General features: G+C 59.3%; 25 protein-coding genes and 1 riboswitch. Of the genes, 14 read left to right on the top strand and 11 right to left on the bottom strand.

The window, feature by feature from the left end; all coding sequences use genetic code 11:
• Positions 1-110: 110 nt before the first annotated feature.
• From gcvT to IH944_11720, 4 genes are all read left to right on the top strand, one after another.
• The gene (gene gcvT, locus IH944_11705; GenBank protein ID MCH7905211.1) at positions 111-1205 is read left to right on the top strand and encodes a glycine cleavage system aminomethyltransferase GcvT; all 1095 of its coding nucleotides are present in this window, start codon (positions 111-113) and stop codon (positions 1203-1205) included.
• Positions 1206-1246: 41 nt separating this feature from the next.
• Positions 1247-1555, top strand: a complete 309-nt coding sequence (locus IH944_11710) for a hypothetical protein (GenBank protein MCH7905212.1) — start codon at positions 1247-1249, stop codon at positions 1553-1555.
• A gap of 194 nt (positions 1556-1749) precedes the next feature.
• Positions 1750-2421, top strand: a complete 672-nt coding sequence (locus IH944_11715; GenBank protein MCH7905213.1) for a hypothetical protein — start codon at positions 1750-1752, stop codon at positions 2419-2421.
• Positions 2422-2468: 47 nt separating this feature from the next.
• Positions 2469-2557: riboswitch (S-adenosyl-L-homocysteine riboswitch) on the top strand.
• A 115-nt stretch (positions 2558-2672) separates the two neighbouring features.
• Positions 2673-4088: an adenosylhomocysteinase gene (locus tag IH944_11720; protein ID MCH7905214.1), complete on the top strand. Its 1416-nt coding sequence runs from the start codon at positions 2673-2675 to the stop codon at positions 4086-4088.
• A 178-nt stretch (positions 4089-4266) separates the two neighbouring features.
• Here the strand turns inward: IH944_11720 and IH944_11725 are convergent, their stop codons facing one another.
• The 4 genes from IH944_11725 to IH944_11740 form a co-directional block, all read right to left on the bottom strand.
• Positions 4267-4899 carry a hypothetical protein gene (locus IH944_11725; GenBank protein MCH7905215.1) on the bottom strand — a complete coding sequence of 211 codons (633 nt, stop codon included), beginning with the start codon at positions 4897-4899 and terminating at the stop codon, positions 4267-4269.
• Positions 4900-5052: 153 nt separating this feature from the next.
• Positions 5053-5649 (bottom strand): transposase, encoded by a 597-nt coding sequence (locus tag IH944_11730; protein MCH7905216.1) that lies wholly within the window; start codon positions 5647-5649, stop codon positions 5053-5055.
• 99 nt (positions 5650-5748) lie between these two features.
• Entirely contained in the window at positions 5749-6252 is a 504-nt protein-coding gene (locus tag IH944_11735) for a hypothetical protein (GenBank protein MCH7905217.1), read from the bottom strand.
• 9 nt (positions 6253-6261) lie between these two features.
• A complete protein-coding gene (locus IH944_11740; GenBank protein ID MCH7905218.1) occupies positions 6262-6765 on the bottom strand; it encodes a hypothetical protein in 504 nt (167 codons plus the stop codon).
• Positions 6766-6907: 142 nt separating this feature from the next.
• On the opposite strand from IH944_11740, the gene groES reads away from it, so the two are divergent.
• The 4 genes from groES to IH944_11760 all read left to right on the top strand — a co-directional run bounded on the left by groES (position 6908) and on the right by IH944_11760 (position 10038).
• Positions 6908-7198 carry a co-chaperone GroES gene (groES, locus tag IH944_11745; protein MCH7905219.1) on the top strand — a complete coding sequence of 97 codons (291 nt, stop codon included), beginning with the start codon at positions 6908-6910 and terminating at the stop codon, positions 7196-7198.
• Positions 7199-7243: 45 nt separating this feature from the next.
• Entirely contained in the window at positions 7244-7759 is a 516-nt protein-coding gene (locus IH944_11750; protein ID MCH7905220.1) for a four helix bundle protein, read from the top strand.
• Positions 7731-9368 carry a chaperonin GroEL gene (gene groL / locus IH944_11755; GenBank protein MCH7905221.1) on the top strand — a complete coding sequence of 546 codons (1638 nt, stop codon included), beginning with the start codon at positions 7731-7733 and terminating at the stop codon, positions 9366-9368. The genes IH944_11750 and groL overlap by 29 nt, the downstream gene beginning before the upstream one ends.
• Positions 9369-9477: 109 nt before the next feature.
• Positions 9478-10038, top strand: a complete 561-nt coding sequence (locus IH944_11760; GenBank protein ID MCH7905222.1) for a four helix bundle protein — start codon at positions 9478-9480, stop codon at positions 10036-10038.
• A gap of 77 nt (positions 10039-10115) precedes the next feature.
• Here IH944_11760 and IH944_11765 read toward each other — a convergent pair whose 3' ends face one another.
• A complete protein-coding gene (locus IH944_11765; protein MCH7905223.1) occupies positions 10116-11102 on the bottom strand; it encodes a hypothetical protein in 987 nt (328 codons plus the stop codon).
• A 204-nt stretch (positions 11103-11306) separates the two neighbouring features.
• Between IH944_11765 and IH944_11770 the strand changes: the two genes are divergently transcribed.
• The 3 genes from IH944_11770 (at position 11307) to IH944_11780 (ending at position 16077) form a co-directional block, all read left to right on the top strand.
• Positions 11307-12386, top strand: a complete 1080-nt coding sequence (locus tag IH944_11770) for a hypothetical protein (protein MCH7905224.1) — start codon at positions 11307-11309, stop codon at positions 12384-12386.
• Positions 12387-12643: 257 nt separating this feature from the next.
• A complete protein-coding gene (locus tag IH944_11775; protein ID MCH7905225.1) occupies positions 12644-14593 on the top strand; it encodes a VWA domain-containing protein in 1950 nt (649 codons plus the stop codon).
• Positions 14594-14892: 299 nt separating this feature from the next.
• Positions 14893-16077: a PEP-CTERM sorting domain-containing protein gene (locus tag IH944_11780; GenBank protein MCH7905226.1), complete on the top strand. Its 1185-nt coding sequence runs from the start codon at positions 14893-14895 to the stop codon at positions 16075-16077.
• A 444-nt stretch (positions 16078-16521) separates the two neighbouring features.
• Here the strand turns inward: IH944_11780 and IH944_11785 are convergent, their stop codons facing one another.
• Together IH944_11785 and IH944_11790 are read right to left on the bottom strand one after the other, a co-directional pair.
• Positions 16522-17886 carry a M20/M25/M40 family metallo-hydrolase gene (locus tag IH944_11785; protein MCH7905227.1) on the bottom strand — a complete coding sequence of 455 codons (1365 nt, stop codon included), beginning with the start codon at positions 17884-17886 and terminating at the stop codon, positions 16522-16524.
• Positions 17887-17943: 57 nt separating this feature from the next.
• A complete protein-coding gene (locus IH944_11790) occupies positions 17944-18750 on the bottom strand; it encodes a dienelactone hydrolase family protein (GenBank protein ID MCH7905228.1) in 807 nt (268 codons plus the stop codon).
• Positions 18751-18999: 249 nt separating this feature from the next.
• Between IH944_11790 and IH944_11795 the strand changes: the two genes are divergently transcribed.
• A complete protein-coding gene (locus IH944_11795; protein MCH7905229.1) occupies positions 19000-19485 on the top strand; it encodes a methylated-DNA--[protein]-cysteine S-methyltransferase in 486 nt (161 codons plus the stop codon).
• A gap of 100 nt (positions 19486-19585) precedes the next feature.
• Here the strand turns inward: IH944_11795 and IH944_11800 are convergent, their stop codons facing one another.
• On the bottom strand, positions 19586-20125 hold the full coding sequence (locus tag IH944_11800; GenBank protein ID MCH7905230.1) for an adenylate kinase: 540 nt from the start codon (positions 20123-20125) through the stop codon (positions 19586-19588).
• A 5-nt stretch (positions 20126-20130) separates the two neighbouring features.
• Positions 20131-22821, bottom strand: coding sequence for a pyruvate, phosphate dikinase (locus IH944_11805; protein MCH7905231.1), 2691 nt, complete (start codon positions 22819-22821; stop codon positions 20131-20133).
• A 216-nt stretch (positions 22822-23037) separates the two neighbouring features.
• On the opposite strand from IH944_11805, the gene rpmE reads away from it, so the two are divergent.
• Complete coding sequence (gene rpmE / locus IH944_11810; protein MCH7905232.1) at positions 23038-23286, top strand: 50S ribosomal protein L31; 249 nt, start codon at positions 23038-23040, stop codon at positions 23284-23286.
• Between the two features lie 103 nt (positions 23287-23389).
• A complete protein-coding gene (locus IH944_11815; GenBank protein MCH7905233.1) occupies positions 23390-24682 on the top strand; it encodes a PLP-dependent transferase in 1293 nt (430 codons plus the stop codon).
• Here IH944_11815 and IH944_11820 read toward each other — a convergent pair.
• Both IH944_11820 and IH944_11825 read right to left on the bottom strand, forming a co-directional pair.
• Positions 24679-25275, bottom strand: a complete 597-nt coding sequence (locus IH944_11820) for a thioredoxin family protein (GenBank protein MCH7905234.1) — start codon at positions 25273-25275, stop codon at positions 24679-24681. The genes IH944_11815 and IH944_11820 overlap by 4 nt on opposite strands.
• A gap of 69 nt (positions 25276-25344) precedes the next feature.
• The coding region (locus IH944_11825; GenBank protein MCH7905235.1) for a hypothetical protein at positions 25345-26551 on the bottom strand (1207 nt) is incomplete at its 5' end.

Raw genomic sequence — 26551 nt, forward strand, 5'->3', positions numbered from 1 at the left:
AAGCTCGTCAACCGTGGCCCGAAGAAAACCCTCAGAATCTGTCCACATCGGCCCTCTTGCAGCGACCGCGCTCCCACGAAGCCCGGCCTGCCAGCGGATATAATCGCTCGGTGAACCAGCCTTACCGGAAGACTCCGCTGCATGCCCAGCACTCGAACGAAGGCGCGAGATTGGTCGAGTTCGCAGGGTATGAAATGCCGGTTCAGTACGGCGGCGTCATTCAAGAGTCTCAGGCTGTGCGGAAGGCGGTCGGAATGTTCGACGTCAGCCACATGGGTCGGCTCACTTTTACGGGCGCACAGGTTCTGGAGTACTTGGAACGGGTCACCACGAACGACGTCGCAAAGCTCGACGATATGAAGGGCCAGTACTCGCTGTTGCCGAACTCCACGGGCGGCGTCGTCGACGACGTGATCGTCTACCGGATCGACGCGAACGAGTACCGGATGGTCGTGAACGCGGCAAACCACAAAAAGGACCTTGCTCACTTTCGCAGGGAGAACTCGTTCGGCGTCGAGATTGAGGACACGACCGATGACACGGCGATGATCGCCGTGCAAGGCCCAAGGGCGGCGCACGCGATCGGCTCGCTCTGCAACCGTCCGGGCGAACTGGCAAGCGCCAAGCTGTTTGGAGTCGTCGAGGCAGAGGTTGCGGGCTGCCCATGCTGGTGCGCTCGCAGCGGATACACCGGCGAGGACGGATTCGAGCTGATCTGCAGGGCTACCGACGCGCCAAAACTGTGGAAGGCGCTGCACGAAGCAGGCGTCGTGTCCTGCGGGCTAGGCGCGAGAGACGTTCTGCGAGTCGAGGCAGGGCTGCCGCTCTACGGCCACGAGCTGCTCGACGACGTCAGTCCGATCGAGTCCGGGCTTGGCTGGGTCGTCAGCGAAGAGAAGGGTTTTCTCGGCAGTGAAATCGTAAATCGAATACGCAAAGAGGGGCCAAAGAGAAAGCTCCGCGGTATTCGGCTAGACGGGCGACGGCTGCTGATTCCTGGCATGTCGGTGATCGTGGAGGGACGCGAGGTGGGTAGTATCACGAGCGGGATATTCAGCCCGGAACTGAACTGCGGCATCGCGTTCGCGTTTCTCGATGCAGAGGTGAAGCTGAAGACCCCCTGCCAGGTCGAAATCCGGGGCAAGCGCGAGCCGGGCATGGTCGTTGGAAGGCGGTTTTATCGCCGACAAACCAGCACGGACTGAGATTCGACGGACGGCCTGCCAACAATTGACTTAAGGATGCCATGCAACAGACAATCGACTGCCCGCTTCTAGGACTCGACACGGTCTTTCCCGACCAGTTGTACGTGTTGCGCCACGGCCCGTCGGCTAAGTACGGCTGCTACTGCTTCGATGGCGTGCACGGCTTGGCGTGCTTTTCGAATGACATCGCCGCGTTCCGTTTTGCCGAGTGGATCGATCTTTCGGGAATGGCTTGCGAAGAGGTCAGCTTCGACGAAGCTCGGAGAATAGCGCAAGACCGCCCGATGCCGATCGTCTCACTCATGCTGCTCGACGACCTCGACGCTCCCGAGATCCACTACGTCCGGTAGTCCCTTCTCCCTTAGCCTAGGGAGAAGGTTAGGATGAGGGAGCGAATTATGAAAGGCCTTGTCGATTCGCCGCCTACCTCAAGCCGACTCATGGAGGGTCGACCTCCTGGGCAACCTTAACGAACGGCGAGCACGAACTTGCAACGCTGGCTCTTTAGCATCATTCGAAACACATCGCCGAAATACGTCGTCAAATGAGTGTAGTGGTGACAGCGGCGTTCCTCGCTCTTGCGATTCAGGATCAGAAGACAATCCACGATACTCGTGCGTGGCAGGACTACCAGCGCGAGCTCAAGAGCGCACAGATGCTCGAAGTGCGATGGGAGAAGACAGTCAAGGACAGCAAGGGTGAAGTGGTCACAAACTTCGTGCTCTACAAGATGGGGGACAAGGTCTCGCTCGAAGAAGAGGGGAAGTTCAAGACTGTCTGGAACGGCTCAAAGGGCATTAAGATCGATCATGAGAAGAAGGAGGCAAGACTGCTGGCTGAAAAGCCAGAGTTTGGGCCGGCTTTCTTCCTTGAAATCCCCGGCGTGCTCAAAGGCAAAGGCAACAAGCTTACATGGCGGCTGAAAGAATCGCTGGAGCGTTTGGGAGAGCGCGAATATCGAGCGGTGTCTGTACAGCTCCATCAGATAGACGCAATCGTGATCTACTCCTACTACTTCCACAAGGAGACTAACCTGGTGGCTCTTTTTTTAGCCGACTACATCGGTATGTGGGAGGGAGGTGAGAGCGTCAGGCGCTACCGGGTGAAGACGTTCGATACGTACGCGCTCTTGGACGACACCCCGTTTTCGCTAGAGCCGCCCAGAGGTTATCGCGTGGTTGGTGGAATTGGTGCCAGCGCTTCCGCAGGTGGATAACAAGTCCTTTCCTGGTATTGGTTCTCGCTGAACTGTGGAATACTATGTTAGCTGAGGAGCGTTGCGATCCCGAGGTTTGTCGGGACCAGGCTCAGCGAAGGGCTCAATTCAGCCCTATAAACGGCGCTCGCGAATTACGTTCGCGGGCGCTCTTCTAGTTTAGGAGCGCGGACTCTTAGTCCGCATCCAGGCCCGTGGACTCTTAGTCCGCAGAACAGAAGAGCGCCGCCTACAAAAACCGAGAAGAGAACATGAGCTCTGTCAACGCAACATCAGAACAGGATTACTTCGTCAAAGACCTGAGCCTCGCCGAATGGGGACGCAAGGAGATCGCGATCGCCGAAGTCGAGATGCCCGGCCTCATGGCGATTCGAGAAGAGCTCGCAGGCGCGCAGCCGCTCAAGGGCGCGCGCATCGCCGGCTCGCTGCACATGACCATCCAGACCGCCGTCCTGATCGAAACGCTTAAAGCGCTCCGCGCAGACGTAAGATGGGCGAGCTGCAACATATACTCCACGCAGGACCACGCAGCCGCAGCGATCGCCGAGGGAGGAACACCCGTGTACGCCTTCAAAGGCGAAACGCTCGACGAGTACTGGGAGTACACGCACCAGATTTTCACTTGGCCGGACGGCGGAGCGCCGAACCTCATCCTCGACGACGGCGGTGACGCGACGCTCCTCATTCTCAAGGGCGCGGAGGCCGAAAAAGACCCGAGCTTTCTAGACAGCCCGACCAACGAGGAAGAGACCGCGCTCTTCGCCGCGATGAAGAAGAAGCTCGCCGAAGACCCGAACTTCTACAGCAAGGTCAGGGCGAGCATCCAGGGCGTCACCGAAGAGACAACGACCGGCGTCCACCGCCTCTACGAAATGCAGAAGGCGGGAACGCTCCCGTTCCCGGCGATGAACGTCAACGACTCCGTCACGAAGAGCAAGTTCGACAACCTCTACGGCTGCCGCGAATCGTTGATCGATGGAATCAAGCGAGCGACAGACGTGATGATCGCGGGCAAGATCGCGGTCGTCTGCGGATACGGCGACGTCGGCAAGGGGTGCTCGCAGGCGCTCAGTTCGCTCAAAGCCCAGGTCTGGGTGACCGAGGTCGATCCGATCTGCGCGCTGCAGGCCGCGATGGAGGGTTTCAAGGTCGTCACGATGGACTACGCCTGCGACAAGGCCGACATCTTCGTCACCGCGACCGGCAACTACCACGTGATCGAAAGCAGGCACATGGAGAGGATGAAAAACCAGGCGATCGTCTGCAACATCGGCCACTTCGACAACGAGATCGACATCGCCGGGATGCAGAAGTACGAGTGGGACGAGATCAAGCCGCAAGTCGACCACATCATCCTCCCGAACGGCAACCGCATCATCCTGCTGGCTGGCGGACGGCTCGTCAACCTCGGCTGCGCGACCGGCCACCCATCGTTCGTCATGAGTTCAAGCTTCGCCAATCAGGTGCTCGCACAGATCGAGCTTTGGCAAAACGGCAAAGATTACGCCCCCGGCGTCTACGTGCTGCCGAAACTGCTCGACGAGAAAGTCGCGCGGTTGCAGCTCAAAAAGCTCGACGCGGAACTGACGGTGCTGTCACAGGAACAGGCCGACTACATCGGCGTCCCAGTCGAAGGCCCCTACAAGGCCGACCAGTACCGCTACTAAAAGGAGCGCGGGGGTTCGCCCCGCACCCCGGTTCGCGGGCGTTCGGCCCGCAAGAGCTATCGCCCAGCAAGAGCGGGACGATAGCGCGTGATGGATCGCGGGGGTTCGCCCCGCACCCCGCTCCGCGAGCGTTCGGCCCGCATGATCAGAGCGGAGCGCCCTTTTTCGCTCTCGTAACCTATTTCAGGGACAGTCCTTCTGAAATCAAGAACTGCTCCCATTTGTAGATTGCATCAGGCAGAACCTTCTGGAGCTCGCCGATCTTGTTCCCATTCTCGTCATGGATGTCGCTGCCAAGCACAACCTCCATATTCGAACTCGTTCCACTACCCGATATTTCACCAGTCTGAAAGTCAAATGGCGCACCAATGATCTGGCCACTCTTAGCATAGGTGCCTGTTGATCGGTCGTACTTGAGCGTCGCGAACCGATCGACCTTCACAAGATTCGGTTTGTGCCCTGAAAACGGCGGTCCGTCAAGCTCACCGTGCTTGTCTGTATTTGCGAGATCGTGCACAAGCGAAACTGCTTGGTCAGACTTGATGAAAGTATCAACCTTACTGTCGTCACCGCCACTATTGCGGAGCCACTTTTTAGTGCGGTCTCGAATCCCCATGATCTCGTTTATTATTGATGCTGCATCACCATCAAGATCTTCTTGAGATCGACCTCCCCTGAAGTCCTGCGTTAACGTGAAGCCGTCTTCGCTACTCTGAACTTCAGGTTCAAAGTCCTCTGGCTTGAGGTTGGTTTTGTCGCCAAAGGCAGCGTATACGCGCGCTAAGCGATTCTTGATTTCCGCTTCGGTCATGAAATCATTATGTCGTTTTTCAAACCTAGTGAACATTTCGGCCTAGTTCCCTCGCGCACTCTTTTTTTGACTCTTAGTGAAAGGGGGCGAAAACATGGAGCGCGGGGGTTTGCCCCGCACCCCGGTCCGCGGGCGTTTGGCCCGCACGTGCTGTCAAGCCAGACGTCCGTCGTGGCCGATTCGACCAAAGGACGTAAAAGGCCAAAGCGAAGGGTCGTGGCAGAGCCCCGCCTTGACAGGATTCCATTCGATGTACCGAGCGACCTTCTCATGGTGCTCGCTGTCTCTAATCAGCCTGTCAAAGAAATCCGGCTGCCACAAACGCCCGCTACCTCCAAGCGCTTCGTGGATGCACTTCGACGTATAGCTCTTGAGCGGACGAACGATGTCTGTCAGAGTAATCCCAGGGAGAGGTGTGACGAGCAAGTGGACGTGGTTCGGCATGACGCACCAAGCGTGCAAAACGTACTTCTTTCCGTTGTAAAAAATGATCGCCTCGTTGACGATCTTGCCGGCAACAGGGTTCCGTAACAGAAGCGATCCATGGCCTTGGTCAAGGTGCTTTTCGATACGACTGTACATCTCCTTCTTTTGCTCGCTGTCAGTCTTCGTAGAGAGTTCGCAGCGCCAGGCAGATATCAACGAAGCAGGCAGCGAGTCTGCCAATCGGAATGTCAAGAACTGTGTGGCGCTTCCCGCGTCGATGTGTGGCAAGTAGCCACGTGAGTATCTTCCCCGTGATTGATCCATCGCTCCATCAGTTTACTGCCTACGGCGGGCCAAACGCCCGCAGTCCGGGGTGCGGGGCAAACCCCCGCGCTCCTTTTTGGGGCGAACCCCCGCGCTCCGTCAGGGGCCGAGGTGGACGCCGATTCGGTAACAGATCAGGTCGACGAAGCTCATCGACTCCTCTTGCTGCGTGCCAGCGACGTCGGTCAGCTCCTTGATCTTGTGGCTCGGCCATTGCCAGAAGAACGCGTGATCGGACACGTATTCGCCCTCTCCAGTAAACGTGCAAAGGTCGAGCCGCTTGCCGCTCTTCAACCCGAGCCCGACCTCGAACTGTTCCGGCCCCTCGCGCTCGCCGCTCAGAAACCCGCCGCCGAGCGTGTGATCCAGGCACTCGTATGTGATGTAGGCGATCTGGTCGAACGCGACCGTGTGCTGTCTGCGACCGACCCAAAGATAGCGAATGTCGATCCGCACAGTCCGCGTGCGCGAATCGATTGCGATGTTGCGCGAATAAGAGCCCAGCGTCAACACGTGCGTGAGCCAGGGCGACCTCGACGTCACGAGCTGCGGCGTCACTTTGACGACCGGTCGCGTAGAGAGGAACGAGATGTAGAACGCCATCTCTTGCGATCACCTCCTATTCGACGCGTACTCTTTGAGGAAGGCGCGAAGGGGATGATGGTCAGGCGTGACTTGTTGGACAGCAGCGCTGAAGTCAGGAAACTCGCGAAGGAAGAGTGGAACCCAGAGACGGAACATATGTCCCTTCCCCTGCACGATTACAAAAATACCGACCCCATACCACGGTCGCCATGCTCGGTCGATATCATTGATCGGCATCTTCTGCCGGATACCGTATGCGTTGGACGTCGTTATAGAATCCGGTGTCAGATCGACCCGTGTAAGCCAGTTCATCAACGGCGTCACGATGATCGCCATTGCAGGCGGCACGATCAGCAGCTGCCAATAGTCGCGGCTCGACCATTGAAGGCCATAGATGGCGTGGAAAGTAAAGTGCAGAGCAGCGAAAGTCAATGCGGTAAACACCATGGTCACCACAAAGACCGGTAACAAAGGCACGCGGTACACCTTCTTCGCAAACGGCGGCCTTGACCAGTCGAACCCCTCTGGCATAGGTCTAAGATACCTAGAATTCAGCTGGCACTCAATACCTATCTCTGCCAAAAACCCTTGCCTTACGACCCTGAAAAGAGCCAGAATTAGCAATCGGCCCCGGCGAGTGCCAATTCGCCGGGCCAGGAGAAACGACACACAGATGGCAAAGATCAAACCACTCGGCGACAAGGTCGTCGTGCAGGTTCTCGAGGCGGACGACAAGACCGCCGGAGGAATCATCCTGCCCGACTCGGCCAAGAAGAAGCCGACCGAAGGAAAGGTGATCGCAGTCGGAGACGGCCGCGTTCTAGACAACGGTGACCGCAACAAGCTCAGCGTGAAGAAGGGCGACCGCGTCCTCTTCAGCAAGTACGGCGGAAACGAAGTGACGCTCGATGGACAGGACTACACGATCCTGGACGAGGATCAGATTTACGCGATACTTAACTAGCGCGTCGCCAGGTCGTCGCCAAATCGTCGCCAAGTTGATAGGAGCATGGGTAGTTACAAGGATCTCGTAGTTTGGAACCTCGCACGCGAGGTTGTTAAGATGGCGTATGAGCTGTCTTCCGAACTGCCAGATTCTGAGAGGTATGGACTTGTCTCCCAGCTCCGCAGGGCGGCCGTTTCTATTCCCTGCAACATCGCGGAAGGCGCTGGCAGAAGGACAGACGGTTCTTTTGCACAGTTCCTAAGGGTTGCGGTTGGCTCTGCCAACGAACTTGAGACGCTTCTGATCCTTGCAGTCGATCTCGGCCTCCTAAGAGAGGAGTCCACGCAACAGATCAACAGCAAGCTGAAGAGCCTTGGCATCAAGTTGCAGAACCTGACGAAGTCCATTAAAGGCGACGTCGTTCGAGAAACAGCGGCAGTCTACGCCGGCGAGCCTGGTGATGACGACCTGGCGACCACAAGGCGACTACTGGGCGACAGCGAAGAAGGAAAACAGCAAAGCAGAAGAACAGCAAAGCAGGAAAAAATCAATGGCAGCAAAAACACTTTTATACGATGAAAACGCGCGCCGCGCTTTGGAGCGCGGCGTCAACAAGGTCGCAGACGCGGTCAAGATCACTCTCGGTCCCAAGGGCCGCAACGTCGTGCTCGACAAGAAGTGGGGCTCACCGACGATCACCAAGGACGGCGTCACCGTCGCCAAGGAGATCGAGCTGGAGGATCCTTACGAGAACCTCGGCGCGCAGCTCTGCAAAGAGGTCGCCTCGAAGACCAACGACGTTGCAGGCGACGGCACGACGACGGCGACAGTGCTCGCACAGTCGATCGTGCAGGAAGGACTCCGCTACGTAGCGGCAGGCGGAAACCCGATCGCGGTCAAGCGCGGAATCGAGAAGGCCGTCGAAGTAGTCATCGCCAATATCAAGAAGGGCGCAAAGCCGATCAAGGACAAGGAGCAGGTGCAGTTTGTCGCGGCGATCGCCGGTAACGATGCTGAGATCGGCGAGAGGGTCGCCGATGCGATGGACAAGGTCGGCAAAGACGGCGTCATCACGGTCGAGGAGTCGAAGGGCCGCGACACGACGGTGGAAATCGTCGAGGGCATGCAGTTCGACCGAGGGTACATCAGCCCGTACTTCGTGACCGATCCGGAGCGAATGGAGACCGTGCTCGAAAACCCGCATATCCTCATTCACGAAAAGAAGATCGGCAGCGCGCAGGACTTGCTCCCGTTCCTTGAAAAGGCAGCGCAAGCGCGCCGCCCGATCCTGATCATCGCTGAGGACATCGACGGCGACGCACTCGCGACGGTCGTGCTCAACAAGATCCGCGGCGTGCTGCAGATCGCAGCAGTCAAGGCGCCGGGGTTCGGCGACCGCCGCAAGGCGATGCTCGAAGACCTCGCGATCCTGACCGCCGGAACGTTCATCAGCGAAGACCTCGGTCAGACCCTCGAGAACGTTTCGATGGACATGCTTGGCAGCGCCAAGAAGATCATCATCACCAAGGAAGATACGACGATCATCGAAGGCGCCGGCAAGAAGTCCGACGTTATGGGCCGCATCAGCCAGATCAAGTCGCAGATCGAGAACACCGACAGCAACTACGACAAAGAGAAGCTGCAGGAGCGGCTGGCGAAGCTCTCCGGCGGAGTCGCGGTGATCAAGGTCGGGGCTTCGACCGAGACGGAGCTGAAGGAGAAGAAGCACCGGTACGAGGACGCTCTCTCCGCTACGCGCGCGGCTGTCGAAGAAGGCATCGTCGCCGGTGGCGGCGTCGCGTTGCTCAGGGCCCAGAAGTCGCTCGACAAGCTCGACCTGGAGGGCGACGAGCAGACCGGCGTGATGATCGTGCGGCGCGCGCTCGAAGAGCCGCTGCGGCAGATCGCTGAGAACGCTGGCCTCGAGGGCAGCGTCGTCGTCGCCGAAGTGCGAGCCGCCAAGTCAGGCATCGGACTCGACGCCGAAACGGACGAGCTGGTCGACATGGTGCAAGCCGGCATCGTCGATCCGGCCAAGGTCGTGCGCTCGGCGATCATGAACGCCGCGTCCATCGCAGGGCTCGTGCTGACGACCGAGGCGCTCGTGGTCGAGAAGCCCGAGCCGAAAAAGGGCGGCGGCATGCCCGACATGGACGGCATGGGCGGCATGCCCGGCATGGGCATGTAGGTCGACTCGTATCTCCCTCCTCCTGCCCCGCAGGAGGGGGGGCGTTTCTATAAGTCATATAGGACTTATAAGACTTATATGTCGTATCCTTGCGGCAAAGGCGCGAACCATGAACGAAGACAGAGAGAAACTGATCAAGCCGCACGGCGGCTACAAGGATTTGGAGGCTTACAAGCTCTCTGAAATCATCTACGACGCCACGGTCAAGTTCACTGCGCGCTTCATCGACAGACGCTCGCGGACCGTCGATCAAATGGTACAAGCCGCACGAAGCGGAAAGCAGAACATCGCAGAAGGGAGCATGGCTTCGGGCACGTCGAGCAAGTTCGAGATCAAACTCATCAGCGTAGCTCGCGCTAGCTTGGAAGAACTGCTCTTAGACTATCAAGACTTCCTCAGACAAAACGACCACGAACTCTGGCCCAAAGACCATCCGAAGGCGGAGTACATCAGAAAGATGGCTTACAACAAGGATAAGTCGTATAAGACGTATAGGACGTATATCGAAGAGAAGAGCCGGGAGACAGCCGCCAACACAATGGTTTGCGTCATCCACCAGGCGAACTTCCTCCTCGACCGGCTCATGAAAGAGCTGGAAAAATCCTTCATCGAAGCAGGGGGATTCACCGAACGCATGCACGGCGTCAGATCGCAGAATCGAGAAAGGTGATCAGATAGGACCTATTTGTCTTATAGGTCGTATCAAAAACTATCCTAACACACGATGCAGTCTGAATTTCCGCGCTGCTACTTCACGATAGCTTCAGCAGACGCGTCCTCATGGTACGGAAGCGCGTCCGACTCATTGAGCGAAAGCCGCTCGTTGATCGCGCGCAGATAATGGTCGAGACCGATCTCGGCACCGGGGCGGAAGCCGGGGGTGGAGATGACCTGGGCCAGAACGCTGTCGACCCCGCGATGAGCCATGCCGCGCGGAAGGTACACGAGGTCGCCGACCCGCAAGGGAGTCTCTGCAAGCAAACCAGCAGCCTGTGCAGCGGTAACAGAACCGGGGTCCTCGATCAGATCGACGCTCATGCTCGTGATGATGCGCGCCTCGGGCTGGACCATCTGAACGAGATAGAACTCGTCGAAGCCGCCGTCGATCGGGTGGTAGTGCGTGAAGGAGTCGGTGATCCTAACGCGGTGCGCGTTGAGGGCGTGGTACGTGTATGGGCCGACGGAGTCGAGCCACGTGAGCAGTATGCGGCGGTAAGCGCCGGTCTCGGTGGCACAGCCGCCAACGACGTCAGTGATGTTGTCGTCCCAGTCCGGCCGGATGAACGTCGGAAGCTCGTCAGGGAACGGCTCGGGAACCGTGAAGGCAAGGAAGTCTGTCGGCACATCGACACTGACCGACTCCCCCGGACGGAGGATGAGGATGTCTCCGACATCAATGTCGGAACTGTGACCATCGGGCTCGACGGTCGCGACAGAGGCGTACCGCTGGACGAACACGACCCTACTGGTGTCTTCTGGCTCTAGCTCGGACGTTGCCGCGTGCCATGCGATGTCGTATCCCGGGTTGTTCTCGCGGAAAGCCGTCCGAATCTTCAAGAACGAACCGTCGTCCGAAGACTCGAGGTTGGCGACGAGCGGCGCGTGATTCGGCATTACCTGTATGACCTGTCCGCTTTCAATATAGCCGCTCTCGACTAGAGCGCAACCGAATAGAATCCAGAGGCTCGCGGAAACGGCGAGTGCGGATCGGACGAAAGAGCGGTGTGCTTTCATATGGTCAGTCCTTCGCTATGAAGAGTGAAGTATACCGGCGCGAGCCCTTGATTAGGCATTGTCTGTCCGAGCCGCCGAAGGGCGGTAGCATGCCCGCCATGGGAGTGTCAATGAGGTGCGCTGCGGACAAACTCTTCGAACCTGACCGTGGCACACCGGATTGGCACACGCCATCAAGCGCCCCAGTCTTGTACAATGACTGTCATGAGGGAACAGTGGCTCGGACGGGCCGTGGTGTTGGCATCGATCATGGCGCTTGCCGTCGCGGGATGCAGGAATTATCAGCAGCCGCTGGCTCAAGACGCAGCCGAAAAACAACAGCTTCCAAGAATTGCCTACGGCCAGGATTTAGACCCGTCGACGCGGCCGATCGTCGAGCTCGACAGGTTCAAGGACGCTGAGATCATCAGCGTGACGGAGTACCTGACAAGCTTCGGCGGCGCGCTTGCGATCAACCGCGTCCATCGCCTCACGTACAAAGCCGATTACGAAGAAGAAGTCGCTTTGTGGCGCGAGATCTTTCCCGAGTCCGAAGGCTGGAGGGTCGAGTATGTCATTTCGAACGAGATCATCATCGGAAAGGACTATAGGGATGGCAAGGTCGCTGGGCACGCGATGATCTTGGAGCCCGGGACGTACGAGCGAGACGAGACGGCCCACGCAAACACGGTCAAGGTCGAGGATTACGACTACGTCCGGATCGCGCTGAACGAGTACGAGTGGCCGGATCAGAAAGAGCCTCTCGCGTCCATTGTGGCGCTCACCGCCAGATACGATCAGTACATAGATATACCAGTGCCGAGTTCTGCCGTGCTAGACAGCTGGAAGCAGAGTGAGAAGGGTGGAAAGACGAACTTCACGTTCAGTTTCAAAGAAGAGCGCGACGACGCGGACGGTTCCTTCCACATGTTAGAGCTGTGGCTGAAGAAGGGCAGTCAGACCAACGTTGTCGTGGTGCAGTTGAGCAAGGACTTCCCACGCGTGCCTGGGCTCGCCGCCACGACCAAGGGCATAGCTCTTTTGCTCGATGACGAGTCGGTCGTCGACCGGCTTGCTGTCGAGTTCGATGGAGCCTCAGTTACTGTGGAGATGTCGGACTCCGACGGCTGGGACCTGTGCCTCGCGATCAGCCGATGGGCTCCCGCAACCGTAAGGTCCCCGTACGAGCGGCCAGAACTGATCTACGTCCGGATTTCGTCGATCAAAATGGCTCCAGAAAAACTTGACATCGTCCGGCCGAACTTGTGGCTGTTCTATAAGCCCGTGCAAGACGCAAGTTTCTAGTCGTGCGATCGCCGTTAGAACGGCAATGTGTGCCACGGTCAGGCCCGATACGGTTTGTAGGTGCCGCCAAGCAGACCCCTTGGCTCTACTGGCTGTTCTCGGCGGACGACAAGACACTCGACACCTGTGCGTAACTCCGCCATCGCCCTGCGCGTCCGATTAGCAGGAGTCCCTGGAAACGGAGCCGCATGCGGTTTGCTCCGGTCTTAGGGCAGTGAGTGAAACAAATGTCGCAAACAGTGAAAAAGGCACGAAGCGTGGGTATTTGCACGGCCCTCTTCGCGTCGATCGTTCTTCTCGTCCTGCCGTGCATAGGCACCGCGCAAGATGGCACCTCGACCGCCTCAGCGGCCAGAACCCGCTATCTGGGGAGCTTGGGAGTGATCCCAGGTTCGCGCGAAATCGCGGTCGAAGACTTCGTCAACTACCACCGCCACGAGATCGGCCGTCCGAGAGCGGGAGAAGCCGTCGGGCTCGATGTCCGTTGGAGCAGCGACTTGATGTCCGAAGGGAGCGTGTTTCTGCAAGTGGGTCTCAGCACCTCGCTCCTGAATGACAGGCAAGACAGGAAGCCAGTCAACCTCTCTCTGGTCATCGACAAGAGCGGTTCGATGGCAGAAACGAACAAGATGACGCGCGTGAAGTCGGCCCTGCTGACCCTCGTCACCAAACTCCGGGAGACCGACGTGCTCTCGATCGTCGTCTTTGACTCAGAAGCGCACGTCCTGTTGCCAGCGGCGCGCCTGACAAACAAGCAGGCCGTCAAAAACGCAATCCGCGGCATCCAGCCCGGAGGTTTTACGAACATCGACGCAGGGCTGTCGCTCGGATACCAGGAGGCGCTCAAGCAGTACCGGAAGGACGCAACCAACCGCGTTATCCTGCTGACCGATGGCATCGCGAACCGGGGCGTGACCGACCCGGACCAGATCGCCAAGGGATCGCTCGTGTACAACGACCGCGGCATCGACCTCAGCACGATCGGAGTCGGACAGGACCTGAACCACGACCTCCTCAGGACGCTCGCAAGCAGCGGACGTGGGCTGTTCCACTTCGTGGCAAACGCACAAGACATCGAAAAGGTGTTCTCGAAAGAGGTCCAGAGCCTGCTGTCCCCGGTCGCGGTGGAGCCGAACGTCGAGATCGAGTTTCCACGCGGGTTCCAGATCGAAAAGGTCTACGGATACGACCCAAAAATCCGCGGGAACAAAGTCAGCATCAAGCTCGACAACATGAACAGCGGGATGACCGAGGTAGTCCTGATCCGGTTCAAGCCAAATGCCGGAACCAAACGCACCTCGCGCGTGCCGGTGAAGGTCAAACTCACGTACTACGACCTCGACCGCAAGAAGCAGGTGACCAAGACCGAGGCGACGTCCGTGTCGTTCGACAACCGTGCGCTCGTGGACAGTTCCGTGGACAAGAACGCCACTATCGCCGTTCTGGCGCAGGCGATCCGGGACATGGCCGAGTCGTACGAAGCCGGACGCGCGCACGAGGCGGAGCGCACGATAAGCAAAGCGATCTCGGCGGCTCATCACCGCTACCCGAACATGGAAGACCCCGACATCAGGCGGACCCTGGCGATTGCGGAGACGTACCAGCGCGCCTTGAGTGAATACGGCCGGGAGCGCGAGCCGTACAAGCGCTCTACCGCGCCGACACGCCCGACCAAATCTGCCCCAAACCCCCTGCCCACAGGTGACTTCTCAACTGGAAACGCGGGCTTCGCTTCCGCGCTTAAATACACACCGCCGAGCAAGAACTGCCTCTGGCAAATGGGCTACACAGTCGCGCCAAAGTGGAACGACCCGCTCCTGCACAGGCTGTTCATAACTTCAGAGGAGTATCGCGCTCCGAAGCGACCGACAGGCAAGGAACAGGTCTTCTTCGCCAACGCGGGCGGCACCGACTCGCTCTTGCTGTGGACCGCAGTTGTGGGATGCAAGCCAAATACGACGTATAAGATCAGCTTTCAGAGCGTCAGCCTGAACGCTGGGCGCGAGTGGATTCCGACGTACGAGATACGGGTCGGCGGCGAGCGGAGCCAGCCACAGCCAGCGGGCTACGGCAAGTACGCCGAGATCAGCATGGTATGGCAGTCGGGCCCGACCTCCAGCACGACCATAAACATCGTGCGCATGCCGATACCGCACGGCGGCGGCCTGATCGCAATCGCCAACATCGAGATGGTCGAGGTCGATTGACTGTGGAAGATCGTTCGTGGCAGTAACGAAACGGACAGTCGATCGATGGCCAAGGTCGCCCAGGAGGACGACCCTCTATTCGTCACGGTAGCCGGCAGACCGCGAAACTCGATGCAAGGCTGCGCCGGAATGCCTCTCGCGGCTGAGGTATGCGTGTCCTGACCCAAAGACTGCAACCGGAAAAAAGGCTATCGCAACACAGGCACGAGCCTGGTAATTATACTGGTGTTTGGCCAGCATCCGTCTGTCTTCGTGATATAATGATTTCGGGAGAGCTTTTGTTTAGATCGGAGAGACAGATGAATAGAATATACATGGTGCGGGGCGTTGTCGCTTGCGCTACCCTCGTCGCACTTTCAACGACCGGCACCGCCGCTGATTTTTGGTTCAACTGGTCAGGCTCGCAGACGACCATCAACGCAGCATGGATGTCCGGCGGATATGGGTCTGGAATGACCAACGCAGAGCAAACGACCTTTAGGGGCATGGTCAAGTCAAATGTCGAAACGATCTACAACGGTTTTAACGCACCGATCTTTACGTCGATGCCAGGCGGCGTTTATGAGACGGTTCGACTCGGCGCGACGACGTCCTCGAACTCGCTGCTCGGGAGTGCGGAGCGCGTCGACTGGCGCAACCGTTTCAAGGACGACATTGCAAGCATATACATCGCGAACTTCGGGTTTACAGTGAACGCCGGTGCTTTTTCTCGAGCGACCAACATCAACAGACTTGCAAACGGCGTCGCTGGTACTACCGCGCACGAGATGGGGCACAACCTTGGTCTGCAGCACTACGACACCTATGGCGTAGACAATATCCAAGCCCCGACTTACAACGTATTTGGACAGCAGAACAGGCACATCATGGCAACCGGTTCAACTGGCCTGACCCGTAGCGGAAGGGTCGTGCCGCGCACTCTCAACCCTCTCGAAAAACTCAAATTAGAGTACGCCGATGGCGTTGCGCCGACTCTCGGAACTACGATCGCAGAGGCGGCCGGGTTCAAGGGCTCCTTCGGCACCGCACAGGCGATCTTTGGCGATCCACTTCCGCTCTCCGGGATTACCGCCGTCAACATCCGAGGATCGCTCGCCAACTCTGGCGAAGTCGATATGTATTCGTTCACCGCCGACGCCGGATCGCTGTTGAAGGCGAACACGATGTCGCGTCGTTGGTTCAGCAATCCGGTTGATACGACGTTGACTCTCTACGACGATTCGGGCAACGTACTCTTTAGCGACGATGACATCTACTACTCGCGCAACTCGTTCATGAACGGCATCGGGTTCCGCAGTTTGGATACGCTGATCCTCAACTATCAGGCGCAGTACACTGGAACGTACTACATGGCACTCGGTGGATTCGATGGTGGCAACTACGATCTGCTCATGGGTGGGCTGAACCCCGTTCCAGAGCCAGCGACCATGGCCGTGCTCGGTCTTGGCGTGCTAGCGCTGATACGACGCAGACGAAAGCGCTGAGCTTAATTCTGATCGAGAGAAGATCCTGCCACATCGGGCAGGATCTTTTTCGTACCGAACGTCTCGTTCTTTAAGCGGTAAGTACGTGATCGCGACGACCCTCCATATGGACGTGCCACACCGTCAAGTTCGGGACCACGGACAAACCCTTCGGGCCTGACCGTGGCACACTTGCCTTGGACTGAGAGTCCGCGCTCCGAATCCCTCTCCCGGCCTGCCGACTATCGCTTGTCCCATGTACTCGTGGCCGGGGGAGGTTAGGAGGGGGCCGAAGCGACGCTTATGCCAGAGCGCGGTGTCGCAGGATCCTATCCTTCGTCAAGCTCAGGACAGGCTCGCTCAGGATGACGTGCCACCCGCAACGCACGGACAATCCCTTCGGGCCTGACCGTGGCGCACCGAATTGCTCCGGCTCCCCCTCCTCCTGCACCGGAGGAGGAGGGGTTAGGGGGTGGAGGTCTGGTCTTCCAGACCCTCTTCAGAGATCAGCCACGCCAGCAGCGCCATCGCCATCGCGCCCATCTCCAGCTCGCGCGCGTTGACTTTGTCGATCGTGTCGTTCCGCGAGTGGTGGTAGTCGAAGTACCGCTGATTGTCGGGTCGCAGGCCGAACAGCGTCGTGCCGAGCGGCCCGAGCGGGTTGATGTCGGCGCCCCCTCCGCCAGGAGTAAATCGCTCGATACCAAATACTTGAAAAAGAGGCGCCCACTCCTGCACGCGCTCGAGCTTCGACTCCGTGACGCTAAACGCCCGCGGCATAAAGCCGCCTGCGTCCGATTCGATCGCCGCGTAGTGGACCTCGTCGGCGTTCGCCGCCATCTCAGCGTAAGCCGTCGCACCGCGCAGACCGTTCTCCTCGTTCATGAACGCCACGACGCGGATCGTGCGCTTCGGTCTCAGCCCCAACTCCTTCAGCAGTCGCAGAGCCTCCAAGGCTTGCGTTACCCCGGCGCCGTCGTCGTGCGCGCCCTGGCCCAAGTCCCAGCTATCGAGGTGCCCGCCCATGACGATCACTTCGTTCGGCATCTCCGATCCTACGATCTCGCCCAATACGTTGGCCGACGGCTCGTCCGGCAGGCTTCTACAGCTAAGCTCGAGGCGAACAGTGACCGGACCTCTCTTGAGAGCCGCGCTCAGCCGGTCAGCGCTCTGAATGCCGAGCGCCGCAGCCGGAATCCGGCGGCCTTCCGAGTACCGCATCGCGCCCGTGTGCGGCTCGTCGTCCTTGGCCAGCGTCATGGATCGCACAAGCACGGCGACGGCGCCGGACTTCGCCGCGGCGGACGCACCGCCGGAACGCTGATCGACCGTGCCGCCGTACGCCGCGAAAGTCGTCGGCAGCGTCGGATCGAACCCGCGGTTGAAAAAGACGATCTTGCCCTTGCCGCGCTCCCCGAGGTTCTCCGCCTCCTCAAGCGACTTAACCTCGACAACTTCGGCCTCGATGCCTCCGACGGGCGTTCCAACGCTACCCCCGAGCGCGCAGATCGAGAGCCCATGCACCCGGTCGTCGCTGACGATGATAGCAGCCCGCTCGGTAGCGCCTCGCACCCAGTGCGGGACCATGCACCGTATTTGGCGGATGTTGCTCAGCCCGATCTCGTCCATCTGCAACGCGGTCCAGATGACGGCTCTCGCGGCCTCCGGCGAACCGCTCAGCCGACCGCCGATGGTAGTGCAAAGCTCGTACAACATCTCATATGCGCCGAGATCGGTCAGCCCGCGCGCCAGCAGGCGGTCTGCTACGTTTTGCGGTTCGTTCGGCAGTGGGGAAGGGAGCACCAGGGCGGCCAAAAGCGCGACAGTCATGGCAGTAAGGCTACCTCTCCGATCGGAGAGGATCTATCGAAACGGCGTCGGGCGATGTCAGGATCGACCCAGAATCTCGAGCCAGCGCTTCCAGGCGGCGTCGCGCCCTGCGGCGTTCGCCGCCTGTGCTCCCGGTTGTTGGCCGCTTCGCATGAATCCGTGGCCGGCGCCGTCGTAGATCTCGGGTTCGTACGTCTTGTTCGCGCTCTTCATCAACGATTCGCTCGCGGGTATAGACGCGTTGACCCGGTTGTCGCGGCCGCCGTAGAATCCGTACACTGGTGACTTGATACGGTCGATTGCGGAGGCGTCAGTCGGCCCCGTTCCGTAGAAAACGAACGCTGCTGACAGATCGTCGCGGTTGGTCGCAAAACGGAAAGTCTGCGAGCCGCCCCAACAGAATCCGGCCACTGAGACCTTGCCGTTGGCGCTTGCGATCGCCTTGCCGTATTCACAGGCAGCGTTCAAGTCTGCGGTCACCTGTTCCGGCGGCAGGTTGCTTACCGCCTCACGCGCCGCGCCGGCGGTCTCAAAGTCGATCGAGCGCCCACCGCCATCGGCCATGCCCGATAACAGATCAGGGGCGATCACGATATAGCCTGCTTCGGCCAACTGATCGGCCATCCACATCACCCAATCAGTCATCCCCATGATTTCGTGAATCAATACGATGACTTGGGTCTTGTCCTCGCGCTCCGGGTACACGATGAAGCACTTCACCGTTCGGTCGCCGTTCTGCACATTGACCCACTCCTGGTGCCTCGGCGATGCGTCAACGTGCTCTCGTGCCCACTCTTGTCCCCAAGTTAGAGATGCCAACAAGAGAGTTGTGGCGATCAACGTCGACTTAATGTGTGATGTCATGCGCTCGGTTCTACCCTATGGTAAACGCGTACTGCACCTGGCTGGACAGTATCAACTCCTTTATGCTGGCGATGCCGATCAGCGGTTCACCGTTCTCCGCAGTGACATCGGTGTCCAGTTTTCGGTAGCGCAGGAAGGCCAAGTCTCCGGTAAAGTCTACGCATGCTGACGCTACCCTCGACGGGCGAGGGGCCAATATCCTCTGATGACTCTCTGAAGACCACTGTGATCGACACGCCGCTTGGGTCTATGATCGCGGTCGCGAGCGACGATGCCCTCTGTCTTCTTGAGTTCACAGACAGGCGCATGCTCGAAACACAGATTGATCGACTAAAAAGAAGATTCAAGAGACCGATCACTCCGGGCGAGTGCGTGGTCTTGGATCAAGCTAGTAGCGAGCTCGCAGAGTACTTCCGCAAGGAACGCAAGGTCTTTGACGTTGAGATCGAACCGCGCGGCAGCGACTTCCGACTACAGGTCTGGCAAGCCCTCGTAAAGATTCCTTACGGCGAAACGCGCAGCTACGGAGAGCTTGCCATCGATCTGGGCAACCCCGGCTCACTGCGCGCGGTTGGGCGCGCAAACGGCGACAACGGCATCGCGATTATCGTGCCGTGCCACCGCGTCGTCGGCGCCGATGGAACGCTCACCGGCTACGGCGGCGGCCTGTGGCGCAAGCGCCGGCTGCTCGACCACGAATCCGGCGAACCAACGCTTTTCCGACGCGGCCACTAGTCAGGAAGCGGCTGTCGATCGGGCACGGCCCACCGTTCCCCCGCCTTTCGAACGACGTGGACGGTGCCACGGTACGCCTTGGCCGGACGCTCAACCTCCCTCACTTCAACTGACGGAGCCACTCGTCTGCTTGGCGTGGGTTCTTGAAGCGTAGGAAGCAGATCGAGGAGTTCGCCAACTGTCGCTCCAGTTCGTTGCACTGTCTCCTGCGTCTTGCGTGAGTGGTGATCATCCACCACAGGATGCTGTCTCGGCTGAAGAACGACTTGGAAAACGTCTCCCGGTTTCCGTGCCAAAGCTCCTCGCGTTTCCACGATCTGCGGACCGTCCTAGCAAGCAGCTGCAAGAAGACGGTCAAGAACGAATAATCGAGCCAGACCACCGTGTCAGCGCTCACCAAGCACTCGTTGAGGACCGCGCCATAGTTCCCGTCGACGATCCAAGTCTCGTTCGCCACGATTTCTCGGACCATCTCCGCGAGTTCGTCCTGCGGTCTCTCCTTCCAATCGGGGAGGTGGTAGAGCGAGTCTAACTCAGTGTGCTCGATCCCCAGAACGTATGACAGAGCCCTGGACATGGTTGTCTTGCCTGAACCGCTCGTGCCACGAACAATGATCCGTCGTGGCGATCCGTTCTTCATCGGACTTACTTGTCGACCGTGACGGCGATCCGCTCGCGCAACACCGCTTGCGCAGCCGCCAGGCGTGCGATCGGCACCCGGAACGGAGAGCACGAAACGTAATCAAGCCCCAGCTCGTGGCAGAAGTAGATCGACTCCGTTTCGCCGCCGTGTTCGCCGCAGATGCCGCACTTGAGATCGGGCCGTGCTGCACGCCCCTTCTTCATGGCGATCCGCATCAGCTCGCCGACGCCGGCTTGGTCAATCGTCTCGAACGGGTTGGACGGCAGTATCTTCTTCTCGACGTACCGACCGAGGAACTTGGCCTCTGCGTCGTCGCGGCTGAAGCCGAAGCACATCTGCGTCAGGTCGTTCGTTCCGAAGCTGAAGAACTCCGCGTACTGTGCGATCTCGTCCGCCGTGAGAGCCGCGCGCGGTATCTCGATCATCGTGCCGAACATATACGGCACGTCGACGCCTTGCTCTGCGCAAACGGCCTTGGCAACATCGTCTAGCTGCTGCTGGACCTCCCGCAGTTCGTTCACGTGGCCGACGAGCGGAATCATGATCTCCGGCAGGACTTTGATTCCGCGCTTGGTCAGTTTCGTCGCAGCCTGCATGATCGCGCGTGTCTGCATGCCGACTATTCCCGGCATCATGATCGAGAGTCGGACGCCTCGCAGGCCCATCATCGGGTTGGTCTCCTTCATCCCTTCAACGACTTCGAGCAGCGCCTCCTTTTCCGCCAGAACAGTCTTGAGCGACTGCCCGCCGAGACTGTTCACCGCAAGCCTCAGCTCTGTGACGTCGCGCAGCAGCTCCACATGGCTCGGCAAGAACTCGTGCAGCGGCGGATCGATCAGTCGGATTGTGACCGGTTTCCCGTCCATCACTTCAAAAATCGCCTCGAAGTCGCCTTGCTGAACCGTCAGCAACTTCTGTAGGGCGGCGTCGCGTTGCGTGTCGTTCTTTGCAAGAATCATGTCTTGTACGATGGGGAGTCGGTCTGCCTCGAAGAACATGTGTTCCGTCCTGCAAAGCCCGATTCCCTGCGCGCCAAATTCAAGAGCCTGTTTGCTGTCGCGAGCGTTGTCGGCGTTTGCGCGGACGTCGAGCTTTCGATACTCGTCGCACCACGTCATGAGCGTGCTGAAGTGCCCGCTGACGTCCGGGGCGATGAGAGGAATCTCCGTCCCGTACACTTTGCCGGTGCTGCCATCGATCGTGACCCAGTCGCCCTCCGCGATTTCATGCGATTGGTAAGTGAACTTTCTATTCACCTCGTCGACCACGATGCCTTCGCAGCCAGAGACGCAGGGGATGCCGAACCCGCGGGCGACAACGGCGGCGTGTGACGTCTTGCCGCCTCTCGCAGTGAGGATTCCCTTTGCCGCAAGCATCCCGTGCACGTCATCGGGGTTCGTCTCGTCCCTGATCAAAATGACCTTCTCGCCGGCGTCGCCCAACCGCTCGGCGGTATCGGCGTCGAACACCGCTTTGCCGACGGCTGCCCCCGGCGATGCGGCCAGGCCCACCGCTATTGGAACAATGTGCCGATCCGTTGTGTACACCTCGTCGAGACGCGGATGCAGCAGTTGGTCGAGATGGGACGAAGTGATACGCTGCGTTGCAACCTCTTTGCCGATCAGTCCCTCGTCGACCATTTCGACTGCGGTACGAACGGCAGCCGGGCCGGTTCGCTTCCCGACCCTGCACTGCAGTATGAAGAGCCGACCCCGCTCGATGGTGAACTCGATGTCCATCATGTCCTTGTAGTGCGCCTCCAAGTTATCGCAGATGTCCGAGAACTCCTTGAACACTTCAGGGTTCTGGCGCTCCAACTCGATGATCGGCAGCGGCGTTCGGGTACCGGCTACCACGTCCTCGCCTTGCGCGTTCATCAGGTACTCGCCGTACAGGATGTTTTCGCCAGTGGCAGGGTCGCGAGTGAAGGCCACACCGGTACCGCAGTCCTCGCCGAGGTTTCCAAAAACCATCGCCTGCACGGTGACGGCAGTCCCGATTTCGTCCGGTATCTTCTCGGTCTTGCGATAAGTGATCGCCCGGTCGTTGAACCAACTCCGGAACACGGCTTCGATCGCAAGCTGCAATTGCTCCGACGGATCGCTGGGGAAGCTGCGCCCCGTCTTCGACTGCACTAGTCCGAGCGACTCGCTGCAAACTTGCTGGAGGTCGTCGCCGTTCAAATCGGCGTCGCCCGTGACGCCCACCTCGACCTTTTTCGCTCTCAATATATCTTCGAACTGCTGCTTCGGCACTCCAAGGACTACGTCGCTGAACATCATGATGAACCGCCTGTAAGCGTCGTACGCAAACCTCTCGTTCCCCCCCTCCGCGAGCGCAGGAATCGTATCGCTGTTGAGTCCGAGATTCAGGATCGTGTCCATCATGCCGGGCATCGAGAACTTCGACCCAGATCGCACCGAAAGGAGCAACGGCTTCGACGCATCGCCGAACCGCTTGCCAAGCTCGCTTTCAACGGCCTCGAGACAGGCGTTGACTTCTTCCATCAAGCTGTGCGGCAGCTGGCTCCCGCTGGCGTAATACTCGTTGCAGACCTCGGTCGTGATCGTGAAGCCTGGCGGCACCTGCAGCCCTATGTTTGTCATTTCGGCGAGGTTTGCGCCCTTGCCGCCGAGCAGGTCCCGCATTTCGGCGTTGCCGTCACGGAATAAGTAAACTCGTTTTTCGCTCATTGTTCGAATCTCGCAGATAACTGAAGTTCAGGGCGTTCTCCGAGCGGCGCCATTGACGAACGGATGATTGAAGCTAATTCCGAGTCTACCAGGGCATGGTTGAGGACGCTGGGAAGGTTGATTTCCGGTTCCTGGCGGTAGGCACTTGGCGACGTGGAGCAGGGTTGGATTGTGCTATTATTTCGACTGCGCTGTGCCCAGCCGAGGAACGCAACGATGAAGTCTGGAATCCATCCTATCAGTCACCCGGCTCTGTTCATTGATGGCGAGCACGAGTGGACCGGTATCACGACGCAGTCTTCGGATGAACTTCGAGAGATCGACGGTATCAAGCACCACGTCATCCACGTCGAGATCAGCGCCTTTACCCACCCGCTCTACACCGGGCAGAAGAAGATCGTCGATACCGCCGGCCGCGTCGAGAAGTTCCGCCGCCGCTACGCCAAGCAGCTCGAAGGCAAGTAAACGGCCTCACGGCTATTTCCGAAATAAACGTTCGCAAACCCTTTGCGGATAGTTGCTTTCTTTTGTGGATCAGCAGTTGTCGCTAATTGGGTAAGGTTGGGGCATGGCACGAGAGGATCAATACCGTGACAGATCAGTCCTGATCCACGGCAAGTTCAAGAGCGAAAAGTGGGATTTCCGGTACCACATTACTCCTCCGATCACGACTGCCGTAGCGTTCCGCCTGGGAAGCGCGGCTAGAGGCGCACAGGGATTCAGCCAGTTCGCAAATCCGGATGTTGATCGCGGCACGGCCCCCCCGATATATATATACGATCGGATGGACGAACCGTGCTCGGGCCTGCTCGAAGAGACGCTCGCGTTTGCGGAAAAGGGGGAGTGCGCGGTGTGTTACGGCACTGGTATGGCGGCGATCAGCGCAGCGATCGGCGTCCACGTCAAGTCCGGCGAGCACCTGTGTTACCATCCGGCGATCTACGGCGCCACTTACAGTTACATTGTGAAGTGGCTCGACCGGTTCGGCGTCAGCAGCACGGCCGTGAGTTTTGAAGATATGCAAGCCCTGGGGGACGCCGTCAAGCCGGAGACCAGGGTGCTTTTCTTCGAGACGCCGTGCAACCCGACCATGGAGTTGATCGACCTGGCGGCTGTCGCAGAGTTCGCGGAAAAGATCAACGCCGACCGGCCGCCGGAGAGCAGACTGGTCACGATCATCGACAACACTTTCGCCTCGCCGTCAGGCCAGCGGCCTCTTCCGTTCGGCATCGACTTTTCGATCCACAGTCTCACGAAGCACATAAGCGGATTCGGCGCGACGATGGGCGGAGTTGTAGTTGGCCCTCGATCGAAGGAGACCGACCTGCTGCAATGCCGTTCGCTCCTCGGTGGGTCAATCTCCCCGGACGCTGCGTGGCACATTCTGACCTACGGCGTGCCGTCGCTCGCCATGCGGCTGGAGAAGCAGCAGGAGATCGCGCAGGTTGTGGCGGAGGCGCTTGAGAGCCATCCCAAAGTCGCAAAGGTCTTTTATCCTGGGCTGGACTCCTTCGAGCAGAAAGATCTGGCACGACGGCAGATGCTGGACTTCGACGGAAACTTCGCGCCGGGATCGATGATCTACTTCGTGCTGGCAGGAGACTACGAGCAGTCCTACAAGAGCGCGGTAATCGTGAGCGACTACATCGCCGACAACGCGCTCAGTGTGACGCTGGCTGTCTCTTTAGGACAGATAAGAACGTTGATGGAGCACCCGGCGAGCATGACCCACAGCTCGATTCCGCCAGAAGAACAGGTTTCCGCCGGAATCCTGCCAGGCGGCATTCGCCTCAGCGTCGGCATCGAAGACGTCAACGACATCGTCCGCGATCTGACCGAGGCGCTGGACTCGCTCGACTAGCCGCTCGTCACGAGGTCGCACGCTTCGGCGGGCATCCAGTGGGCGTCCTTGCCGTCCCACTTGACGTTGCATCCGATCGGATTCGTGAGGTCCGTGGCGACTTTGTTACCGGATAGCACCGCGTCGAGCGCGTCCTCCAACTCGTTCGTCGTCGACTTCGTCCAGTCCATCGGGTTGTCGATCGCTCTGCCTGTGTAAACGAGCTTCCGGTTTTTGTCGAACACAAAGAAGTGCGGCGTCCGCATCGCGCCGTACTCGAGCGCGATCTCCTGCGACTCGTCGTGCAGGTACTTCCAGGGGAAGTTGTGCTCGCTCATCCGCTCGACCATGTGCGGAAAGTCGTCGTGCTCGTAAGTATTCTTGCTGTTGCTGTTGATCCCAACGAACGCAATGCCCTTCGACGCGTATTTGTCAGCCGTCTTGCGCGTCTGTTCGTCGCTGCCCAGCACATATGGGCAGTGGTTGCACGTGAAGAACACGACGAGCGCCTTCGCATCAGTGAAATCGCTCAGGGAATACGTATTCCCGTCGGTCGCCGGCAGGCTGAAGTCTGGCGCGGACGCACCGATCTGGAGGGTGAACGGCTGTTTCATGTCTCTGAGGGTACCTGCACTCGAAATGGAGCGCGGGCGTTCGGCCCGCGCTCCCGAGGAATCCAGCAATCAATTCGGCGGAGGCTTTTGCGCGGGCGCTTTCTCAGGTTGTTCGCGAGCTCGCTGCTTCGCAAGCCAAAACTCGATGACGTTCGCTGGCAGGTCGCCGAACGTGACCCAAGCGTCCGGGTCCACGGCAGGAGGGTCTTCCATCTCCGCGACGAGCCCAAGCTTCGGGCCGAGCATGAACTCCAACCTGAGTACCGTCTGTTCAATCGTCTGGGCCTTCGCGGTACGGTCGGCGACAAGCTCGTCGACACCGAACCCACCAAAACCCTCGGCCCTCCAGATGATCGGCGCGCTCCAATTCTTGTCCGGCCCGTAGAGCACTGCAAGGCCAGGTTCGGTTTTCAGAGTGATCTTGCCGACGAGCATCGCCGGAACCCCGTCGGGCATCGCCTCGGTCGGTCGCTTCGAAATGTGGCCGAGCGGGTGCGCTGCGTCGGGCTCCCTGTCCTCCCACAGGTAGTCGAGCCCGAAAGTGTTCTGCCACGAGTCTCCGAACGCCCACGCCGCGAGCACGTCGCGCGCCTCCTTGCTGAGTTGCGCGGCGTTGAACTGGAACTCGGTCTGCTGAAGCGGAGTCTCGAAGATTTTGGTGGCGCCCAGGAAGAGCAACGGGTAGCGGTTGTAGTAGATCGCGGAGCCGACACTCCTGCCCGCGGCCAGTGCCAGCAGCCGACCGTCGCTCATCGTGAGCGCCATGGTCGAACTCTGCCTGGTGCCGTACGTCGCCAAGTTTGCGATCGTCAAGCGCTGTTCGCGGACTGCCCGTAGCATGGCGGACTCCAGGGCGCCGCGGTCCAGGTATGCGTCATGCGCCGCGGCGAACGACTTTGGCCGGACTGTCAGCCAACCGCCGCTCATGCGCGCATCGCAGTGCCAGTCCTTTGAGACGATGCCCATCACGTAGCTGACTGTCATCGACGGCTGGACCGCCGGAAACTCCAACATGTGGTTCAGCCATAGGATGGCGTCGTCCGGCACTGACGCGACCAGGTTTGCGTCCAAAGCGCGCGCGGCGCCGACCAGCATCTCCGTCTGCAGGGGTTGCAGCGGGTCGTACTTTGTTGGCGCGGCGACCTTGTGCATCCACCTCTCGCGCAGGTCGGCCATCCTGTTTCCGCGCGGAGTGAGGGCGACGGTAAAGTACCTTGCCAGTTCGAAGAAGTCGAGAACTTCCTCAGGCATGTCGAAGTAGCCTGAGTGCCATTGC

This window comes from Armatimonadota bacterium, from assembly GCA_022563855.1.
Lineage (GTDB): Bacteria > Armatimonadota > Fimbriimonadia > Fimbriimonadales > Fimbriimonadaceae > JADFMN01.

What these genes read in the sequence shown, in the direction of transcription:
- IH944_11720 (MCH7905214.1), top strand. Translation starts at nt 2,673, where the DNA reads ATGAGCTCTGTCAACGCAACATCAGAACAGGATTACTTCGTCAAAGAC.
- IH944_11715 (MCH7905213.1), top strand. Translation starts at nt 1,750, where the DNA reads ATGAGTGTAGTGGTGACAGCGGCGTTCCTCGCTCTTGCGATTCAGGAT.
- groL (MCH7905221.1), top strand. Translation starts at nt 7,731, where the DNA reads ATGGCAGCAAAAACACTTTTATACGATGAAAACGCGCGCCGCGCTTTG.
- IH944_11765 (MCH7905223.1), bottom strand. Translation starts at nt 11,102, where the DNA reads ATGAAAGCACACCGCTCTTTCGTCCGATCCGCACTCGCCGTTTCCGCG.
- rpmE (MCH7905232.1), top strand. Translation starts at nt 23,038, where the DNA reads ATGAAGTCTGGAATCCATCCTATCAGTCACCCGGCTCTGTTCATTGAT.
- IH944_11780 (MCH7905226.1), top strand. Translation starts at nt 14,893, where the DNA reads ATGAATAGAATATACATGGTGCGGGGCGTTGTCGCTTGCGCTACCCTC.
- IH944_11805 (MCH7905231.1), bottom strand. Translation starts at nt 22,821, where the DNA reads ATGAGCGAAAAACGAGTTTACTTATTCCGTGACGGCAACGCCGAAATG.
- IH944_11735 (MCH7905217.1), bottom strand. Translation starts at nt 6,252, where the DNA reads ATGGCGTTCTACATCTCGTTCCTCTCTACGCGACCGGTCGTCAAAGTG.
- IH944_11790 (MCH7905228.1), bottom strand. Translation starts at nt 18,750, where the DNA reads ATGACATCACACATTAAGTCGACGTTGATCGCCACAACTCTCTTGTTG.
- IH944_11730 (MCH7905216.1), bottom strand. Translation starts at nt 5,649, where the DNA reads ATGGATCAATCACGGGGAAGATACTCACGTGGCTACTTGCCACACATC.
- IH944_11710 (MCH7905212.1), top strand. Translation starts at nt 1,247, where the DNA reads ATGCAACAGACAATCGACTGCCCGCTTCTAGGACTCGACACGGTCTTT.
- IH944_11815 (MCH7905233.1), top strand. Translation starts at nt 23,390, where the DNA reads ATGGCACGAGAGGATCAATACCGTGACAGATCAGTCCTGATCCACGGC.
- IH944_11800 (MCH7905230.1), bottom strand. Translation starts at nt 20,125, where the DNA reads ATGAAGAACGGATCGCCACGACGGATCATTGTTCGTGGCACGAGCGGT.
- IH944_11785 (MCH7905227.1), bottom strand. Translation starts at nt 17,886, where the DNA reads ATGACTGTCGCGCTTTTGGCCGCCCTGGTGCTCCCTTCCCCACTGCCG.
- IH944_11725 (MCH7905215.1), bottom strand. Translation starts at nt 4,899, where the DNA reads ATGACCGAAGCGGAAATCAAGAATCGCTTAGCGCGCGTATACGCTGCC.
- IH944_11740 (MCH7905218.1), bottom strand. Translation starts at nt 6,765, where the DNA reads ATGCCAGAGGGGTTCGACTGGTCAAGGCCGCCGTTTGCGAAGAAGGTG.
- IH944_11770 (MCH7905224.1), top strand. Translation starts at nt 11,307, where the DNA reads ATGAGGGAACAGTGGCTCGGACGGGCCGTGGTGTTGGCATCGATCATG.
- IH944_11820 (MCH7905234.1), bottom strand. Translation starts at nt 25,275, where the DNA reads ATGAAACAGCCGTTCACCCTCCAGATCGGTGCGTCCGCGCCAGACTTC.
- IH944_11760 (MCH7905222.1), top strand. Translation starts at nt 9,478, where the DNA reads ATGAACGAAGACAGAGAGAAACTGATCAAGCCGCACGGCGGCTACAAG.
- IH944_11750 (MCH7905220.1), top strand. Translation starts at nt 7,244, where the DNA reads ATGGGTAGTTACAAGGATCTCGTAGTTTGGAACCTCGCACGCGAGGTT.
- groES (MCH7905219.1), top strand. Translation starts at nt 6,908, where the DNA reads ATGGCAAAGATCAAACCACTCGGCGACAAGGTCGTCGTGCAGGTTCTC.
- IH944_11795 (MCH7905229.1), top strand. Translation starts at nt 19,000, where the DNA reads ATGATCGCGGTCGCGAGCGACGATGCCCTCTGTCTTCTTGAGTTCACA.